The following is a 16,748-nucleotide window of genomic DNA, read 5'->3' on the forward strand; positions in this document are numbered from 1 at the left end:
CACGCATCGCGGCACGCTCAGGGTGCGACCACCATTCCAACCTCGTGGCGGATTGGTTAGTCGAATATTGAGCAATCCTGTCTATCGCCTGGGCAATGCCATTCTGCCTCAGAGCGATCTGTCCGTGACCGATGGCGATTGCACACTCAGATTGGTGTGGGGAATGGTTCAATTGCGATTCCCCGCAATCCAAGCGTTTAATTCATGCTGAAGAAATCCAACAGCAGACTTATCGGAGGTTCCCAGGCGAACTGGGCGTGGAAAAGATGGATCGAGCTTGACACGTCGCCATACGGTAACGCGAGACAAGCCAAGCATTTGACATACAGCTGGGATGCGCAGAATTTGCATGAACCACCGTGAAACAAGTTAATCGTGGTGGCATTCTGGCTATTGATGAAGCGAAATTAAAGGGAGTTTTTAAAGATAGATTTCTCCCCAATGATGATCGCAGGTTTCACCTCATTGGGGAGGAGCAAGCATCTCACGCATGACGCGGCTCGGCTCTACAGCATCGAAGATCAACTCGATGCGAACGGGAAAGCGCTTGTCACCGCTGCAATGACTCTGCCTTCGCCTTTGTAGAAATAGGTGTAGTAGCTCAGACTCAACCTTATACTTCGCGTCTAAGCACCGGCAGGTTTCACCCCAAAGCGGGCATACCCGTCACGTGATGCTTGCCTAGTAGGCGAATGCACCGCCAACAAGACTCCTCATTGGGCACTTGTTCATTTGCTGTCATCGTTGAGCTCACGGACCACAGCAGGGAAGTACTCGATACGGCCATCAGACATTTTTTCGGGGTAGAACGAGCGCCCGTCCCACCCATCAATGGCCTCGACCACGGCGATGAATCTTTTAAAAGGACCACGCCTTCCAGATGCGAACGGCGCGTAGACGTGAGGGACTTGCACGCACTCGTCGCCGAGATCATCAATGTCCAAGACATCTTCAAACAGCACAATGCCGACAACTTCGACCCACGCTTGGTTCGCTTTCGGAATGTTGCTCCAGAACTCGAATATAGTCTGCCGCTTATCGTCGTGCCCGTCTTCGCCCAACCAAGGGTCGTCGTGTGTACCGCTTCTCGCGTCGTTCACAGCCATCGCGGCATCCCAGGATTTGCCATCGTCTGAGAGGTATGCGAAGTAGCGTTGCACGCAAAACTTAAGTCCGTCAAACGACATGCCCCGATACGGCCACACCATCCACCGCGGATTCTTTTTGAAGTCAGCGAGGTCATCGATGTATGGGTACTCTGTGGCGTCAGGTGAGCGCAGCAATAATGCCGCGTGAGAACGGTCCTTCAGAATGCGGTGCGTCTTCCGCTTCATCACCAACCGGGCTCGCAGGTCGGCTCGTTGTGAGCGCCGACGGATGGTCAGAGAAACGCCGAAGTAGGCGAATAAGAGGTGGTCGTTTTCGGGGCGGAAGAGCCGGTCCTCGAGCTCAGCCTTACCCCAGAGATGCCACTCCTCGATTTCCATCTCGCGACACTTTTTAGCAAAGCCATCGCGGGCTTTTTTGGAGAAATCGCAAGCCGCCGTGAACACAAGTCCGTGAAGCCGCTCATCCTCGCCGAGCACGGTATCGTCCAAGTATTTGACCAACGCAGTCGGCCCAATAGCGCGCTCACGCTTGCACTGGATGAGCCAGAGCCTATCATCAATGCCCTCGTTGAAGGTCGATCGCTCTTCGACCGTTTCGCCTTCTTCCGCTGAAGCAGAGGTTTCGGCCTCCCTCGCAACGATCTCGTAGCCTCGCGCATCGAATCCATCGTCGCCGCCTGAGCGCCCCGTGGCCTCAAGCCGCCGCCATGGTTTAAACTCGTACGCAAGCTGACGCACGAGGTCTTCAAATCTCTTTGGGTCCAGGTCTTCGAAGTGCAGGGGTCCAATGGTACGGGTGGTGGCCATGTAATATCCCAAGAAAGCGTTTGCAGTCGCTCCGGCCGAGCCGTTGCTGCCCCGGTACGAAAGCTGGCCTTGGCGACCAGTTGGTCGTGGCCGTCAACTGACTTTACGCTCGACAGCCAACCGGCTGATCGCAGCGATTCCTGCCTCCATTTTCTCACGTGCGGAGCTGTTGGCCGAATGAACGAAGATAACTGGAGGATTAAAGCCGCGCAACGCGACCGCTTCCTCAATCCACAAGATGACGTCATACCCGGTGCCTCGCTCATCATCTCCAAGATCATGGTCGAGGCTGATCTCGACAACCTCGCCGGAGGTCAATAGAGATACCGCCTCATCAGGCCAGTACACTCGAGTCCATCCTTCAGGTGTATTTCGCTCGTCGTCGAGGTAGACCTTCATTTCTTATACTCCAGAGACAGTAAATGGAGGTAAATCCTCAAGGTCGTTTTCGCGAACAATTTTATCCAGGTAAACCAACCCAAATTCATGGTGTTTGTGATGTTCGTCGTGGAACTCCCACTCAAAACCTTTTGAAAGCGTAGACAGACAATTATTAGCACTATCTGCGGCAGTACGTTTCTCCCCATCACCACTAAAAGGCACATGAGCAGCCTCAAATAATGCTGCAAGAAATTTAGCTGAGCAATAGTCAGAGCACTTATAAAGATTTTTGCTCCATCTTACGGATATGCCGTACTCGTGACATAGGACAACAAAACGCTTCCCGACAAAGGTAATCACGTCTCGCTTGCTTCTAAGCCCACAGATAGCTTTGCTGGCGACGTTCAGTGCTTCAGCAAAGTCATGTGTGAGGTCTAGTGAGGACAAATTGCAATGCGCTAAGGCATCAGCCTCGGAGTCGCTTAGCGCATCAATTTTTTCCTTGAGCTTTCCTGCCAGATCACGAATATCACTAAATTTATCCAGTTGCCTTGGCCTGAAATCCATTCGACCATCAATGAGTACCCTTGCGTAATCAGCAAGCGACACGAAAGCGCGGACACACTCGTCACGTTTTGATACTTTATAGGTTTCACAAGCTTTCAATGCACGGTCAACCAACCCAGCCATTGAGCTATCAACATCGATCCCAAGTTGCGACGCAAACTCCGGAAAATTCATATTTTTGCTTTCCAAGTATCCAGTAGATCAGCCCAATCCTGCATCATGCCTCGGCGCTCGTCCAAGTATGTCGCATGATTGTAGGTACGCCGCACTGCGTTGGGTTCAGCATGCGCTAATTGAGCCTCAATTACATCATGTCGATAGCCCAGCTCATTTAGGCGTGTACTCCCGGTCGTCCTAGTGCCATGCGGACTATATTTTTTTGCCCAACCTAATTTTTTAAGCGCCTGCCGCAATGCAGCGTCTGCCATAGGGCGGGCACGATCATCACGATTGGGAAACACGTACTTAGTGTGGCCCGTTACTGGCCCCATTGCTTTTAACAACTTTACGGCTTGCTCAGGCAAGGGCAGCACATGTTCGCGACGTGCTTTCATCCGTTGTGCCGGGATTTTCCAAAGCGCACTATCAAGATCAAATTCTTCCCATTCAGCTTGGACTGACTCGTTCGGTCTCACCAATGTGAGCCACATCAAGCGGAATGCATTAAGCGTCTGAAAGTTGCCTCTGTGGCCGTCAAAATCGACAAGCAGCTTGCCAATTTCCTCAACCGACAAAGCTCGTTTGTGCTGCGTTTTATTTGGTGGTAACGCCTTTCGTACCGCCCATACGGGGTCCGTATCTGCACGCAACGTTGCAACAGCAAGTTCAAACACTGATGACATGGTTCGCTTCGCCTCAGCAGCAACCGTTGGTGCACCACGCGCGACCGTTTTATTTAGGATATCAAGGATATGTGCGGACGTAATCTGACGCACTGGCAGCTTGCCAATTGATGGGAATACTACCCTCTGAAGCATGTCCAGCCGGCGCGTCTTAGTGACGTCCTCCCAGTCCTTCAGCGCCAACCATTCCTGAGCAATCACCTCAAAGGTATTACCGGAATCCAGTTCCCGCTTCACACGTTCAAGCTGCCGGTTCTGAACAGGACTTATACCCTGTTTAACTAGCTTACGAGCTTCGCCACACGCATCCCTAGCATCGGCCAGACTGACATCAGGATAGTCCCCCAGTGCAAACAAGGACTCCTTGCTGTTCAACTTGAAACGATAGCGCCACGCCTTCACTCCGGTAGGCTTTATCTCAAGGTAGAGACCTTTAAAATCGTTGAGCCGGTACAGCTTTTCGCGGGGCTTCGCGTTGCGACAGTGTGCATCAGTCAGCATCAAGTTTCACAGGTTAGAGATGATTCTTGATTGTACCCACCATTTATCACAACAACAAGGGATTGTACCCACCCACATACCCGTGATTTCGGTGAATACACATGAAATATCGTGAAACACCTGGCAACAAAAAAGCCGCGAAATTCGCGGCTTTTTATAGGTAAAAGCGTTGTTTTTTACGGGTATGAGAAACGATATGATACCCGTTGAAACAGCAGTGACAAGTTAGACGTTGAACAGGAAGTTCAGCACGTCACCATCCTTGACCACGTATTCCTTGCCTTCGGCGCGCATCTTGCCCGCTTCCTTGGCGCCCGCTTCGCCCTTGTAGGCGATGAAGTCGTCATAGGCGATGGTTTGCGCGCGGATGAAGCCGCGTTCGAAGTCGGTGTGGATCACGCCGGCCGCCTGTGGCGCAGTGGCGCCCACGGGGATGGTCCAGGCGCGCACTTCCTTCACGCCCGCCGTGAAGTAGGTTTGCAGGCCCAGCAGCTTGTAGCCGGCGCGGATCAGGCGGTCCAGGCCCGGCTCTTCCATGCCCATGTCGGCCAGGAAGGCGCCCTTGTCGGCGTCGTCCAGGTCGGCGATTTCCGCTTCCAGCGCCGCGCAGATGGCGACGATGGGGGCGTTTTGCGATTGCGCATACGCCGTCAGCTGGTCCAGCAGCGGATTGTTGGTAAAGCCCGTGTCGGAGACGTTGGCCACGAACATGGCCGGCTTGGCCGTGATCAGGCACAAAGGCTTGATCAGTTCCATTTCGTCGGCGTCCAGGCCCATGGCGCGCACGGGCTTGGCGTCGTTCAGGTACGGCATCATGCGTTCCATGATGGCCAGCAGCTTGGCCGCGTCCTTGTCGCCCGAGCGGGCTTTCTTGTTTTCGCGGTGGATCGCTTTTTCCACGGTGCCCATGTCGGCCAGCGCCAGTTCGGTCTGGATGACTTCGATATCGTCGAGCGGGTTGATCTTGCCGGCCACATGGATGACGTTGTCATCTTCGAAGCAGCGCACGACGTTGACGATGGCGTCCGTTTCGCGGATGTGCGACAGGAACTGGTTGCCCAGACCCTCGCCCTTCGATGCACCGGCCACCAGGCCGGCGATGTCGACGAATTCCACGATGGCGTTGACCATGCGTTCCGGCTTGACGATGGCGGCCAGCGCATCCATGCGCGGATCCGGCACTTCGACGACGCCGACGTTCGGCTCGATGGTGCAGAACGGATAGTTTTCAGCCGGGATACCGGCTTTCGTCAGTGCATTGAACAGGGTGGACTTGCCGACGTTCGGCAAGCCGACGATACCGCATTGGAGACTCATGGAAAACCTTTAAATAATCAATATTGCCGGCAAGCGGCTGGTGCAAAACGGCCGTTGCGGGCGTTTTCTGGATAATCTTGCTGTATTCATGCTCTAGGGGTCAATTGTACCTCTATGCACCCTACTCTTCAAAAAAACCGCCCTGGCGACCTTAACTGTCGCCATCCCCGTCATCCGGCTGCGACGCATCGAATTCCAGGATGTCGCCGGGCTGGCATTCGAGCATCTCGCAAATTTTCGACAAGGTATCGAAACGCACGCCGCGCACCTTGCCCGATTTTAAAAGGGACAGGTTCTGCTCCGTGATGCCGATAAAGGCGGCCAGTTCCTTGGATTTCACTTTTTTCCTGGCCAGTACCAGATCGAGGCGCACGACGATGCCCATCAGATGAACCCGCTGTTTTCTTCGGCCAGGCGCTGGCCTTCGTGCAGGATTTGCGCCAGCGCAAAGAAAACCGAACACAGCAGCAAGGTCCACAGGTCGCCGCCCGTGATGTCGATAACCAGGCGCAACTGGCGCGTTCCCTCTTCCAGCAAGCCAAACAGCATGCCGCGCACGGTGGGTTCCAGCAAAGTCAGCACCGTTCCCAGCAGCAAGCCGCCGGCGAAGCGGCGAAAGTGGCGCGCCACCTGCGGCGTAAAAAACACGCCCTGCTCGAACTGGCGCAAGACCAAGGCCAGCTGGCGCACGGCATCGGCCAGCACGCACAAAGCCGGCAAGGCCAGCGCCAGACCCAGCCCCCGCTGCCACAGGGGCATGGCGGCCAGGCGCGCGAATGGCTGGCTCTGCAATTGCAGCAACAGTTCATACATGCCTGTGCCGCCCAGGCTGCCTTGCGCGGCCGGCGCAGGCGCCAGCCAGCCCAGCACCGTCAGCAGCAGGTACAGCAGAAAGAATCCCGAAACGCCGTAGCGCACGCGCCGGCTCAGCGCCGCCGGTCCCGTTGGATTTTTTTTCATCTTTAAAAGTATACGAAAGTGTCAAGTGTGGTTAGAATAAATTATCGTAAAACAATAATTAAATCATGTTTTGCGACCATTTTAACATGTTCACCTCACCCTATCGACTGGAGACTCCATGAAAACCCTGCTTGCCGCACTCGTTTGCAGCACCACCTTGCTGCTGAGCGGCGCCGCCCGCGCCCATGACTTGAACGCCATGCTGCAGCAGGCGCTGGCCGACAAGAGCGTACCGGCCATGGCGATGCTTGTCATTCGCGACGGCAAGATCGAGGCACAGGCGCAGGCTGGCGTACGGGCCAATGACGGCAACGATGCCGTGCGCGCCGACGACGTGTGGAATATCGGCTCCAACGGCAAGGCCATGACGGTGACCCTGATCGCGCGGCTGGTGGAACGGGGCGTGCTGGCGTGGGATGCGCCGCTGTCAAGCATGCTGCCCGCGCTGGCCGGCGGCATGCGCGCCGAGTACCGCGACGTCAACCTGATGGATTTGCTGTCGCACCGCGCCGGCCTGCCGCCCAATCCCGACGAGGCATGGATCAATTCCACGTACACGGACACGCGTCCATTGCCGCTGCTGCGCCTGGAATACGCGCAGCGCGCGCTGGCCGACGCACCCGTGGCCGCGCCGCGCGGCGAATCGCATTATTCGAACAGCGGCGCCATGATCGCCGCCGCCATCGCCGAACGCGTCACGGGCAAGACCTATGAAACGCTGATGCAGGAGGAAGTGTTCGGCCCGCTGGGCATGCGGGCCGCCTTCGGCCCCACCGTGCGCGGACAGAACCTGGGCCACAAGGAAGGCAAGCCGATCGCCGGCTTGATGGCCAGCAACCCACTGATGATGGCGCCCGATGGAGAAATTCACCTGAGCATGCAAGACTGGGCCAAGTTTGCGCTCGATCAACTGCATGGCGAGCAGGGCAAGGGCAGGCTGCTGAAACAGGAAACGTATGTCTTGCTGCACACGGCGCAGGGCGACACGCATGCGGCCTTGGGCTGGGGCGTGATGCACTTTCCACTGCAAGCGCCGCAGCGAGTGCTCACGCACCTTGGCTCGAACGGCTACTGGCACGCACTGATCGCGCTGGCGCCCGGCAGCGGCGACGGCCTGCTGATCGCCGCCAACGCGGGCGACGGCAGCAGCGCCCAGGCCAACCAGCAGCAGATGGCGAAAACCATCATGGCCGGCTTCGGCAAGGCGGGGAAATAATTACGCGGTGTGCAGCTTCATCGTCGCCGCCTCGAACTTGCCCTCGACGATCTGCGGCATGACCTGCAACGATTTGTCGATCGCCTGCTCGATCAGTTCCTGGTCTTCGCGGCGCGGGCGGTGCAGCACGAAGTCGGCCACCTGCTGCTGCAGGCTCAGGGTGCGCGGGTGGCCGATGCCCAGGCGCAAGCGCCAGTAATCCTGCGTGCCCAGCGCGGCCGTGATGTCTTTCAAGCCATTGTGGCCGCCGGCCGAGCCACCCTTTTTCAGGCGCGCGATGCCCGGCATCAAGTCCAGTTCGTCGTGCACGACCAGCACTTCATCGGCGGCGATCTTGAAAAAGCGCGCCAGCGCGCCCACGGACTGGCCCGAGCGGTTCATGAAGGTCAGCGGTTCGAGCAGCCAGACTTCGTTGCCGCCAATGGACGTTTTCGCCAGCATGGCGTTGTAGCGCGAATCGCGCTGCAGGCGCGTACCGGGCAAACTGTTGGCAAGATTGTCCACCAGCCAGAAGCCGGCATTGTGGCGGGTTTGTTCGTATTCGGGTCCCGGGTTGCCGAGGCCGACGATCAGGCGTATGGGCATGGCTGTGTCTGCAATGTAAAAGAAAGCATTATCGGTGAAAACAGGCAGAAAAAAACCCGCGCGGCGAACCTGGCGGGTTTTTCCTTGCAACTACCGCATTGCTGCGGCGGCAAAATTACTTCTTGTCGGCTTCAGCAGCAGCGGCTTCAGCTTCAGCAGCAACGTGGCCAGCCGGTACCGAAGCGGTAGCGATGGTCAGGTTGGCGCCGTGGGTGACAGCGGTCACGCCAGCTGGCAGGACCAGGTCGCCAACGTGCAGCGAGTGACCGACGTCGATGTTCGACAGGTCAACGTTGATGAATTCTGGCAGTTGGCCTGGCAGGCACGAAACTTCGATTTCGTTGGCTACGTGGCTGATGGTCGCGCCGTGCAGTTTGACTGCTGGGGAAACGTCAGCGTTTACGAAGTGCAGCGCCACTTTTACGTGGATAGCTTGCTTAGCGTCAACGCGCTGGAAGTCAGCGTGCAGAACCAGTTGTTTGTATGCGTGGACTTGGAAGTCGCGCAACAGAACTTGCTGGGAAACGCCGTCGATTTCCAGATCCAGGATCGACGAGTGGAACACTTCTTTTTTCAACGCGTGGTAGAGAGCGTTGTGATCCAGCGAGATCAGCACCGGGGCTTCAGCGCCACCGTAGACGATACCAGGGGTTTGGCCGGAAATGCGCAGGCGGCGGCTCGCTCCGGAACCTTGCAATTCGCGTTTAAATGCGATAACTTTCATGTGAAACTCCAAGAAGAACAAGGCTTGCGCCTTGTGTTATGAGGACTCCCGCGACCAGGAATCCTCGAAAATGGGTGTAAACACCCCGAAAACTAAAACACTGCGGCGCAACAGGCAAAAGCCGGTCGCGCCGCAGGCATTACGTCTGTTGCTGCTCTTGCCGAATTAATCGATGAACAGCGAGATGACGGAGTCACCCTTGATGATGCGTTTGAACGTCTCGGCAAGCAGCGGCGCGCACGTCAATTGACGGATCTTGCCGCAGGCCAGGGCCGCTTCGGACAGGGGGATCGTGTCGGTCACGACCAGCTCATCGAGCGGCGAGGCCGAAATACGGTCGATCGCCGGGCCCGACAGCACCGCGTGCGTGCAATACGCCACGACTTTTTTCGCGCCGCGCTCTTTGAGCACTTCGGCAGCCTTGGTCAGGGTGCCTGCCGTGTCGACCATGTCATCCATGATCACGCAGTTGCGGCCTTCGACTTCACCGATGATGTTCATCACTTCGGACACGTTCGCTTTTGGACGGCGCTTGTCGATGATGGCCAGGTCGCAGCCCAGGCGTTTTGCCAGGGCGCGCGCACGTACCACACCGCCGACGTCCGGCGACACCACCAGCAGATCCTGGTAGTTTTTCTTTTGCAGGTCGCCCAGCAAAATTGGCGAAGCGTAAATATTATCGACTGGGATATCGAAGAAACCTTGAATCTGGTCAGCGTGCAAGTCCATGATCAGGACGCGCTCGACACCGGCTTCTTCCAGCATGTTCGCCACCACCTTGGCCGAAATCGCCACACGCGCGGAGCGTGGACGGCGGTCTTGACGGGCGTAGCCGAAGTAAGGAATCGCGGCGGTGATGCGGCCAGCGGAAGCACGTTTCAAGGCATCAACCATCAGCATGATTTCCATCAGGCTGTCGTTGGTTGGAGCACAGGTGGATTGCAAAACAAAAACATCCTTGCCGCGTACGTTTTCGTTAATCTCGACCATTACTTCGCCGTCGGAGAATTTCGAAACGTTTGCTTTACCGAGAGGAATGCCGAGGTTTTTTGCGACCCCCTCTGCCAACGCTGGATTCGCGTTGCCGGTAAAAACCATCAGGTTTTCGTAAGCCATGGGAGTCCCAAGAGGTGATAAAGAAGTCTTGAAAAGCACTAACCGGGCATAGGCCCGGTCAGTCATTGTTTAGAATATGCCGCGTGGCGGCACATCTGCTTTTTCCCGCACTGGACGCCAACTTCGCATCGACAGACTACGGTGAAATGGTGGCAGGGGAAGAAGGATTCGAACCTTCGCATGCTGGAATCAAAATCCAGTGCCTTAACCAGCTTGGCGATTCCCCTACGTTACTGACTGCTTGCCGTCATGTTGGCCAGTATTATACCGACTATTTGACGCTAAGCAAAATCTTTTTTTACTCTCTACAACATGGTGAGCATCGGGTGGCGATTCAGCGCTTTTGCCTTCCAGGCGACCCAGACTGGTGGCACATTGCTGAGCACCGCGTCCGCTTCTTCCTCACTGCCAAACGCACTAAATACACAAGCACCGGAACCAGTCATCCTGGCCTCACCGTAAGCACCCAGCCATTCTACCGCATCTGCTACCGGCTTGAAAAGACTGCATGCCACTTGCTGTAAATCATTCTTTCCAAACCCGCCCGCATCGTTTCCTTCTGCGAGGTACCTGGAAAAGTCCGCTATTGTGACGGGTTCGGTATTTCTCGTCAAGCCTTCCGCGCAAAAAATTGCGGCGGTCGGCACTTGCACGCCCGGCTCGATCACCACATACCAGCATGCGGGCGTGGCGACGGGCTGCAAGGCTTCGCCCACGCCTTCGGCAAAGGCGTTTTCGCCAAAGATGAAAAACGGAATATCGGCGCCCAGCGGCAAGCCCAGCGCCATCAACTCCTCGCGCGTCAAACCGGCCTGCCACAGGCGATTGAGCGCCATCAGCGCCGTGGCCGCGTCGGACGAGCCGCCACCCAAGCCGCCGCCCATGGGCAGCACCTTGTCGATGGCGATATCGACGCCGCGCGGCAAGGCCCCCGTGCGGCGCAGCACTTCGGCCTGCAGCAGCCTGGCGGCGCGGATGATCAAGTCCTGCTCTTGCGGCACGCCGGCCAGCTCCGTCACGCGGACAATCGCCGTGTCGTCGCGCAGCGCGAAGTGCAGGGTGTCACCATGGTCGAGCAACTGGAACACCGTCTGCAGCAGATGGTAGCCATCGGCGCGGCGGCCGTTGACGTGCAAAAAGAGGTTCAGCTTGGCGGGAGCCGGGCAGTTATTCAGGGTCGTCAACGTCATTGTGCTTGAGCCGATGGGGCGGGATCGAGGACGATGCGCAGCGACACGGCATCGGCCTGCGCGCTGGCATTGCGTTCGGCATCGATACGCCGCGGTTGGGGCAAGGCGCCCGGTGTCTTGTCGGCCGCATTTTGCCCTACTTCTTGCCACGACACATAGCGCAAGCGCCAGCCGTCTTTCGTCGTCACGCTGTCGTTGGCGGGCGACGCGACAAAGCGCTTGCCATCGGCGCCCACGGCATAGCCTTGCAGCCAGTCGCGCAAGCCCGACACGGGCAAGGACCAGCCCAGCATCTGCGCGCTCAGGGTGTCGACATCGGGCGCGCTGCGCGGCGCCTTGCCGCTTTGCGTCAGCACGGCCTCGCGCGGCGTGACGGCAATCGTCGCCAGCGTGCTGCCGACGGGCGAATACAGGGTCACGTCCGTGCGCTGCGCCGTCTGCTGCCAGTTGAAATTGACGGTGGCCGATTCGGGCTTGTCATCTTTCTGGTACACGACGTTCAGGCGGCCCGTCAGCTCCACCTGTTCGCGGTAGGGCGCGACGGTGTTGGCGGATGGCGCGGCGCCTGACGAGAATGGGGAACTCAGGGTCGAGCAGGCCGAGAGTGACAGGCAGACGAGTGTGAGGGGAAGCAGTTTTTTTAACATGGGTACAAGGAAAAACCAGCGCCATGGCGCTGGTTTTTTATAGTTGAGATAATCGATTCAATCACAAACTGACATTCAGGCGCGCCAAGGTGCTTTTCAGCGCCTCGTTTTTCGGGTCCTTGCCTTGTGCCTCGCGCCACAGTTTTTGCGCTTCGGCCTTGTCGCCCTTTTGCCACAGCACTTCGCCCAGGTGGACGGCGATTTCCGGATCGCTGCGCACGGCATAGGCGCGGCGCAGCGCGTTTTCCGCGGCGGCCAGGTTGCCCATGCGGAATTGCACCCAGCCCATGCTGTCCATGATGAACGGGTCGCCCGGCGCCATCTGCAAGGCTTTTTCGATCAGCGCATGGGCTTCCTCGAGGCGCAGGCCCCGTTCGGCCAGCGAATAACCGAGCGCGTTGTACGCGTGCTGGTTGTCGGGCGCCAGCGCCATCACGCGGCGCAGGCTCGCCTCCATCCGCTCGAATTTGTCCATGCGCTCGGCCAGCAAGGCGTAGTCGTACAGCAGCTCCGGATTGTCGGGGAAGCGCAGCAAGGCGTTTTCCAGCACCGTGTAGGCGCTTTGCACATAGCCGGCGTCGCGCAGGAATTGCGCGTCGACCAGCAGCACCTGCGCCTGGCTTGCCGGATCGTCCGTTTCGATTTCCGTCAGCGCCTTGCGCGCCGCATCGAGATTGCCGCCGCGGGCGATCAGCTGGGCGCGGCGCAAGCGCGCCTCGACATAGCCGCTTGATGCGCTGTTGTCGACCTTGTCCAGCCAGGCGATGGCGCCCGCCGTGTCGCCGCGCGTCTCGGCGATCTGCGACAGTATCATCAGGGCCTTGAACGGATCGCGCGTGTCGCCGGGAGATTTTTCGAGCACGGCCAGGAAGCGCTTGAAGTACTGCTCCGCGCCCTTGGTGTCTTCCAGCTGCAGCGCCACGATGCCGAGCGCATACAGGGCGCCCACGTTATCGGGCGCGCTTTTCAACAGCAGCAGGAACTGGTCGCGCGCCGGTTCCAGCTGCTTCTGTTCGACCAGCAGGCGCGCGTATGCGCCGCGCACTTCGACGGCATCCGGATTCTTTTGCAGGAAAGCGGCCAGCACCTTGCCCGCCGCCTCGGGTTCGCCCGTCACTTGCGCCAGGGTCAGCACGGCCAGCTCGGAGTTTGGCTTGATCGCCAGCGCCTTGTTCGCTTCGCCGATGGCACGGTCACGCTCGCCGATCGACAGGGCGCCCTGCGCCAGCACCAGGTGCGCTTCGAACATGTCCAGGTAAGGCTGCACCAGGCGCGTCACCATCGAATAGGCATACAGCTTGTCATTCGAGCGCGACAAAATCTGCTGCATCTGGAACAGGGCCACGCCCCGTGCGCCTTGCGGCGCATTGGCCAGGCGTTCGGCGAAAATCGGTTCCGCTTCTTCGATCTTGTCCGTCAACACGACAAAGCCGAGGAAGAACTGCGTCGCCTCGTCCGAGTCGGGCGCCAGCTCGCGCCACAGGCGGATGGCCGCCAGCGCCTCGCTGCCCTGCTTGGCGGCCAGCGCCATTTCGGAAGCGCGGCGCGCCAGGCGCGGATCGCGCGTCTGCTGCGCCGCCACCATCATCGTCACGTACGGCCCCTGCCACTGGCCGCTCTTGAATTCCATCTCGGCCTTGGTCAGCTTGTACAGCAAGTCGCTGCTCAATTCGACCTTCGGCAGCTCATCGCCGGCGGGCCCCTCCTTGGAGGTGGCGTCCGGCTCCTGCGGCGCGGCGGGCGCAGACGCAGAGGGGCTGGCCGCGGCATCGGCGGGGGCGACAGGCGTCTGTGCCATGGCATGCGTGGCCATCAGGGCGGACAAGGTTACAATGGCGAAAGCGTTTTTCAAAGGCTGATCCTGGCTAAACGGCAAAGTTTGATTCTACGCCCAACGCGGCTATCGCGTACTTCACGTATGTAACGAAATATATGCGTCGTGGCGGCGTAGCCTGCCAGAGCCAGCCCTCGGCCGGCAAGCCGCCTGTTTTTTACCCGGTTTTCAACCATTCGAGCCCTATGCCAGAATTGCCAGAAGTCGAAGTCACACGGCGCGGTGTCGCGCCCCATCTCGAAGGGCGCGCCGTGCGCTCCGTCGTGCTGCGCCGCGACGGCCTGCGCTGGCCCTTCCCTCCTGCCCTGGGCGAACAATTGTCGGGGCAAACCATCGGCCTGACGGGGCGGCGCGGCAAATACCTGCTGATCCACTTCCGCCACGGCACCCTGATCATCCACCTGGGCATGTCCGGCCATTTGCGCGTGCTGCCGACGGGGACGCAGGCGCAAAAGCACGACCATTTCGACCTCGTCGTGGAGGACGCGGACGGCGGCAGCCAGGTGCTGCGCATGACGGACCCGCGCCGCTTCGGCGCCGTGCTGTGGCATGACGAGGCCGACGGCCCGCTGGACGGCCACGCGCTGCTGCGCGGGCTGGGCACGGAACCGCTCGAAGGCGGCTTCACGGGCCAGCTGCTGTTCGAGAAAACGCGCAACAAGGGCACCAACATCAAGCAGGTGCTGATGGCGGGCGACATCGTCGTCGGCGTGGGCAATATCTATTGTTCCGAAAGCCTGTTCCGCGCGGGGATCAACCCGAAGACGCCGGCCCGACGCATCGGCCTGGCCCGCTACGAGAAACTGGCGCAGGCGATCCGCGACGTGCTGGCCGAAGCCATCGTGCAAGGCGGCAGCACCCTGCGCGACTTCATCGGCGTGAACGGCCAGTCCGGCTACTTCCAGCAGACGTATTTCACGTACAACCGCGCGGGCAAGCCCTGCCGCGTCTGCGGCGCGCCGATCCGGCAAATCGTGCAGGGACAGCGTTCCACGTTTTACTGCGTGAATTGTCAAAAGTAAGCATACTCACAGAGGGAGCCAGATGGTCAGAGACCTGGAACAATACAGCGCATGGCGGCAGGACGTGCAGGCCGCCTTGCAGGCATACCGGCAAGCCGCCAGCGCGGCGGGCCTGGTCGACGGCGCCTCCGCGCTGCGCCTGGCGCGCTGTGGCTCCCGCCTGCTCGATGACCGTTTATCCGTCGCCTTCGTGGCGGAATTCTCGCGCGGCAAATCCGAGCTGATCAACGCCATCTTCTTTGCCGGCTATGGCCAGCGCATCCTGCCCTCGGGCGCGGGCCGTACCACCATGTGCCCCACCGAGCTGCTGTACGACGCGGCCTGGCCGCCATCGATCCGGCTGCTGCCCATCGAGACGCGCGCGCAGAACCTGTCGACCAGCGACTACCGCGAACTGCCCGCCGCCTGGACCGTCCTGCCCCTGAATATCGAAGCGGGCGACGACATGCAGGAAGCCATCCGCCAGGTCAGCCTGACGAAAAAAGTCAGCGTGGAAGAAGCGGCGCGCTACGGCCTGTATGACGCCGGCAATGCGGACGCTCCCGCCATGCTCGACGAGGACGGCCAGGTGGAAATTTCCATGTGGCGCCACGCCATCATCAACTTCCCCCATCCGCTGCTGAAACAGGGCCTGGTCATCCTCGACACGCCGGGCTTGAACGCCATCGGCACGGAACCGGAACTGACCCTGAACCTGATCCCGAATGCGCACGCGGTGCTGTTCATCCTGGCGGCCGACACGGGCGTCACGCGCAGCGACATCGAAGTGTGGCGCAACCATATCGGCGCCGGCGCGGGACGCCTGGTGGTGCTCAACAAGATCGACAGCATGTGGGATGAATTGCGCGGCGATGCCGAGGTGGCGCAGGCCATCGAACGCCAGCAGGCCAGCGTGGCGCACCTGTTGACGCTGGACGCTGGCCAGGTGTTTCCCGTCTCGGCGCAAAAGGCCCTGGTGGGCAAGATCAACCACGACGCGGCGCTGCTGGAAAAGAGCCGCCTGCAGGCGCTGGAGACGGCCCTGTTCGAGGAGCTGATTCCCGCGCGCAAGGACATCATCCGGCGCCAGCTGGCGTTCGACCTGGACGCCATCGAAGCGGCGCAGCAGGTGCAGGCGGCGGCCCGCGCGCGCGGCATCGCCGAGCAGCTGCATGAACTGCACAGCCTGCGCGGCAAGAACCAGAGCGTGATCGCCCACATGATGCGGCGCATCGACATCGAGAAGAAGGAATTCGACAGCAGCCTGTTCAAGCTGCAAGCGACGCGCGCCGTGTTTACCCGGCTGTCGACGGAGCTGTACACGAGCCTGGGCATGGACATCGTGCGCGACGATATCGACGGCGTGCGCGCCGCCATGCAGCGCAGCCGCTTTTTCACGGGCCTGCGCGAAGCCGTGCGCCAGTATTTCGAGCGCATCGGCCAGAACCTCGACCGCTCGGAAGGCAAGACGGCCGAGATCACGGAAATGATGAACGTGATGTACCGCAAATTCGCCTCCGAACATGGCCTGGCGCTGGCCTTGCCGATGCCGTTTTCGCTGGCCCGCTACCGCCAGGAGATCGCCGACATCGAAGCCGTCTACCATAAGCAGTTCGGCACGGCGACCCTGCTCACCACCAGCCGCGTCGTGCTGATGGAAAAATTCTTCGACACCATCGCCTCGCGCGTGCGCCGCAGTTTCACCAACGCCAACGACGACGCCAGCGCCTGGCTGAAAGTCATCATGGCGCCGCTCGAAGCGCAGATCGTCGAGTACAAGGAACAGCTGAAACTGCGCTTTGCCTCGATCCAGCGCATCCACGACGCCACGGGCAGCCTGGAACAGAAAATCGCCGGCTTCGAAGCGAGCCTGGCGGCGCTCGAACGTGACAAGGCGCAGCTGGCGCAATTGCTGGCCGCCTTGCGCACGGCCAGCGCCGCATGAACCCTA

General features: G+C 59.5%; 18 protein-coding genes and 1 tRNA gene. 4 read left to right on the plus strand and 15 right to left on the minus strand.

The window, feature by feature from the left end; genetic code table 11:
- Nucleotides 1-168: 168 nt before the first annotated feature.
- Nucleotides 169-351: a helix-turn-helix transcriptional regulator gene (locus AC1RBA_RS12025; RefSeq protein ID WP_082260922.1), complete on the minus strand. Its 183-nt coding sequence runs from the start codon at nucleotides 349-351 to the stop codon at nucleotides 169-171.
- A gap of 8 nt (nucleotides 352-359) precedes the next feature.
- Here AC1RBA_RS12025 and AC1RBA_RS12030 point away from each other — a divergent pair, with 8 nt between their 5' ends.
- Complete coding sequence (locus AC1RBA_RS12030; protein ID WP_436512181.1) at nucleotides 360-494, plus strand: hypothetical protein; 135 nt, start codon at nucleotides 360-362, stop codon at nucleotides 492-494.
- 234 nt (nucleotides 495-728) lie between these two features.
- Here the strand turns inward: AC1RBA_RS12030 and AC1RBA_RS12035 are convergent, their stop codons facing one another.
- The 7 genes from AC1RBA_RS12035 to AC1RBA_RS12065 form a co-directional block, all read right to left on the minus strand.
- A complete protein-coding gene (locus tag AC1RBA_RS12035) occupies nucleotides 729-1,916 on the minus strand; it encodes a hypothetical protein (RefSeq protein ID WP_492418385.1) in 1,188 nt (395 codons plus the stop codon).
- Nucleotides 1,917-2,009: 93 nt separating this feature from the next.
- Nucleotides 2,010-2,315, minus strand: a complete 306-nt coding sequence (locus AC1RBA_RS12040) for a cyclic-phosphate processing receiver domain-containing protein (RefSeq protein WP_492418387.1) — start codon at nucleotides 2,313-2,315, stop codon at nucleotides 2,010-2,012.
- 3 nt (nucleotides 2,316-2,318) lie between these two features.
- Entirely contained in the window at nucleotides 2,319-3,038 is a 720-nt protein-coding gene (locus AC1RBA_RS12045; protein ID WP_492418389.1) for a hypothetical protein, read from the minus strand.
- Nucleotides 3,035-4,207: a tyrosine-type recombinase/integrase gene (locus AC1RBA_RS12050; RefSeq protein ID WP_492418390.1), complete on the minus strand. Its 1,173-nt coding sequence runs from the start codon at nucleotides 4,205-4,207 to the stop codon at nucleotides 3,035-3,037. Before AC1RBA_RS12050 ends, AC1RBA_RS12045 begins: the two co-directional genes overlap by 4 nt.
- Before the next feature lie 225 nt (nucleotides 4,208-4,432).
- The gene (gene ychF / locus AC1RBA_RS12055) at nucleotides 4,433-5,524 is read right to left on the minus strand and encodes a redox-regulated ATPase YchF (protein ID WP_071325626.1); all 1,092 of its coding nucleotides are present in this window, start codon (nucleotides 5,522-5,524) and stop codon (nucleotides 4,433-4,435) included.
- Between the two features lie 151 nt (nucleotides 5,525-5,675).
- On the minus strand, nucleotides 5,676-5,909 hold the full coding sequence (locus AC1RBA_RS12060; protein ID WP_034778346.1) for a helix-turn-helix domain-containing protein: 234 nt from the start codon (nucleotides 5,907-5,909) through the stop codon (nucleotides 5,676-5,678).
- The gene (locus tag AC1RBA_RS12065; protein WP_492418392.1) at nucleotides 5,909-6,484 is read right to left on the minus strand and encodes a hypothetical protein; all 576 of its coding nucleotides are present in this window, start codon (nucleotides 6,482-6,484) and stop codon (nucleotides 5,909-5,911) included. The genes AC1RBA_RS12060 and AC1RBA_RS12065 overlap by 1 nt, the downstream gene beginning before the upstream one ends.
- A 118-nt stretch (nucleotides 6,485-6,602) precedes the next feature.
- Between AC1RBA_RS12065 and AC1RBA_RS12070 the strand changes: the two genes are divergently transcribed.
- The gene (locus AC1RBA_RS12070) at nucleotides 6,603-7,700 is read left to right on the plus strand and encodes a serine hydrolase domain-containing protein (protein WP_492418394.1); all 1,098 of its coding nucleotides are present in this window, start codon (nucleotides 6,603-6,605) and stop codon (nucleotides 7,698-7,700) included.
- Here the strand turns inward: AC1RBA_RS12070 and pth are convergent, their stop codons facing one another.
- From pth to AC1RBA_RS12105, 7 genes are all read right to left on the minus strand, one after another.
- Complete coding sequence (pth, locus tag AC1RBA_RS12075; protein ID WP_034753275.1) at nucleotides 7,701-8,285, minus strand: aminoacyl-tRNA hydrolase; 585 nt, start codon at nucleotides 8,283-8,285, stop codon at nucleotides 7,701-7,703.
- Between the two features lie 115 nt (nucleotides 8,286-8,400).
- Nucleotides 8,401-9,009 (minus strand): 50S ribosomal protein L25/general stress protein Ctc, encoded by a 609-nt coding sequence (locus AC1RBA_RS12080; RefSeq protein ID WP_070221672.1) that lies wholly within the window; start codon nucleotides 9,007-9,009, stop codon nucleotides 8,401-8,403.
- A gap of 165 nt (nucleotides 9,010-9,174) precedes the next feature.
- Nucleotides 9,175-10,125 carry a ribose-phosphate pyrophosphokinase gene (locus AC1RBA_RS12085; RefSeq protein ID WP_034753270.1) on the minus strand — a complete coding sequence of 317 codons (951 nt, stop codon included), beginning with the start codon at nucleotides 10,123-10,125 and terminating at the stop codon, nucleotides 9,175-9,177.
- A gap of 150 nt (nucleotides 10,126-10,275) precedes the next feature.
- Nucleotides 10,276-10,352: transfer RNA gene (locus tag AC1RBA_RS12090), tRNA-Gln, on the minus strand.
- Nucleotides 10,353-10,430: 78 nt separating this feature from the next.
- Nucleotides 10,431-11,315 carry a 4-(cytidine 5'-diphospho)-2-C-methyl-D-erythritol kinase gene (gene ispE, locus AC1RBA_RS12095; protein WP_492418396.1) on the minus strand — a complete coding sequence of 295 codons (885 nt, stop codon included), beginning with the start codon at nucleotides 11,313-11,315 and terminating at the stop codon, nucleotides 10,431-10,433.
- On the minus strand, nucleotides 11,312-11,962 hold the full coding sequence (locus tag AC1RBA_RS12100) for an outer membrane lipoprotein LolB (protein WP_230506592.1): 651 nt from the start codon (nucleotides 11,960-11,962) through the stop codon (nucleotides 11,312-11,314). Before AC1RBA_RS12100 ends, ispE begins: the two co-directional genes overlap by 4 nt.
- 61 nt (nucleotides 11,963-12,023) lie before the next feature.
- On the minus strand, nucleotides 12,024-13,814 hold the full coding sequence (locus AC1RBA_RS12105) for a tetratricopeptide repeat protein (RefSeq protein ID WP_070221675.1): 1,791 nt from the start codon (nucleotides 13,812-13,814) through the stop codon (nucleotides 12,024-12,026).
- Between the two features lie 167 nt (nucleotides 13,815-13,981).
- On the opposite strand from AC1RBA_RS12105, the gene mutM reads away from it, so the two are divergent.
- Together mutM and AC1RBA_RS12115 are read left to right on the plus strand one after the other, a co-directional pair.
- A complete protein-coding gene (gene mutM / locus AC1RBA_RS12110) occupies nucleotides 13,982-14,818 on the plus strand; it encodes a bifunctional DNA-formamidopyrimidine glycosylase/DNA-(apurinic or apyrimidinic site) lyase (protein ID WP_070221676.1) in 837 nt (278 codons plus the stop codon).
- 22 nt (nucleotides 14,819-14,840) lie between these two features.
- Nucleotides 14,841-16,742 (plus strand): dynamin family protein, encoded by a 1,902-nt coding sequence (locus AC1RBA_RS12115; protein ID WP_492418398.1) that lies wholly within the window; start codon nucleotides 14,841-14,843, stop codon nucleotides 16,740-16,742.
- Nucleotides 16,743-16,748: the final 6 nt, after the last annotated feature.

The organism is Janthinobacterium sp. GW823-FHT03B06, from assembly GCF_058796955.1.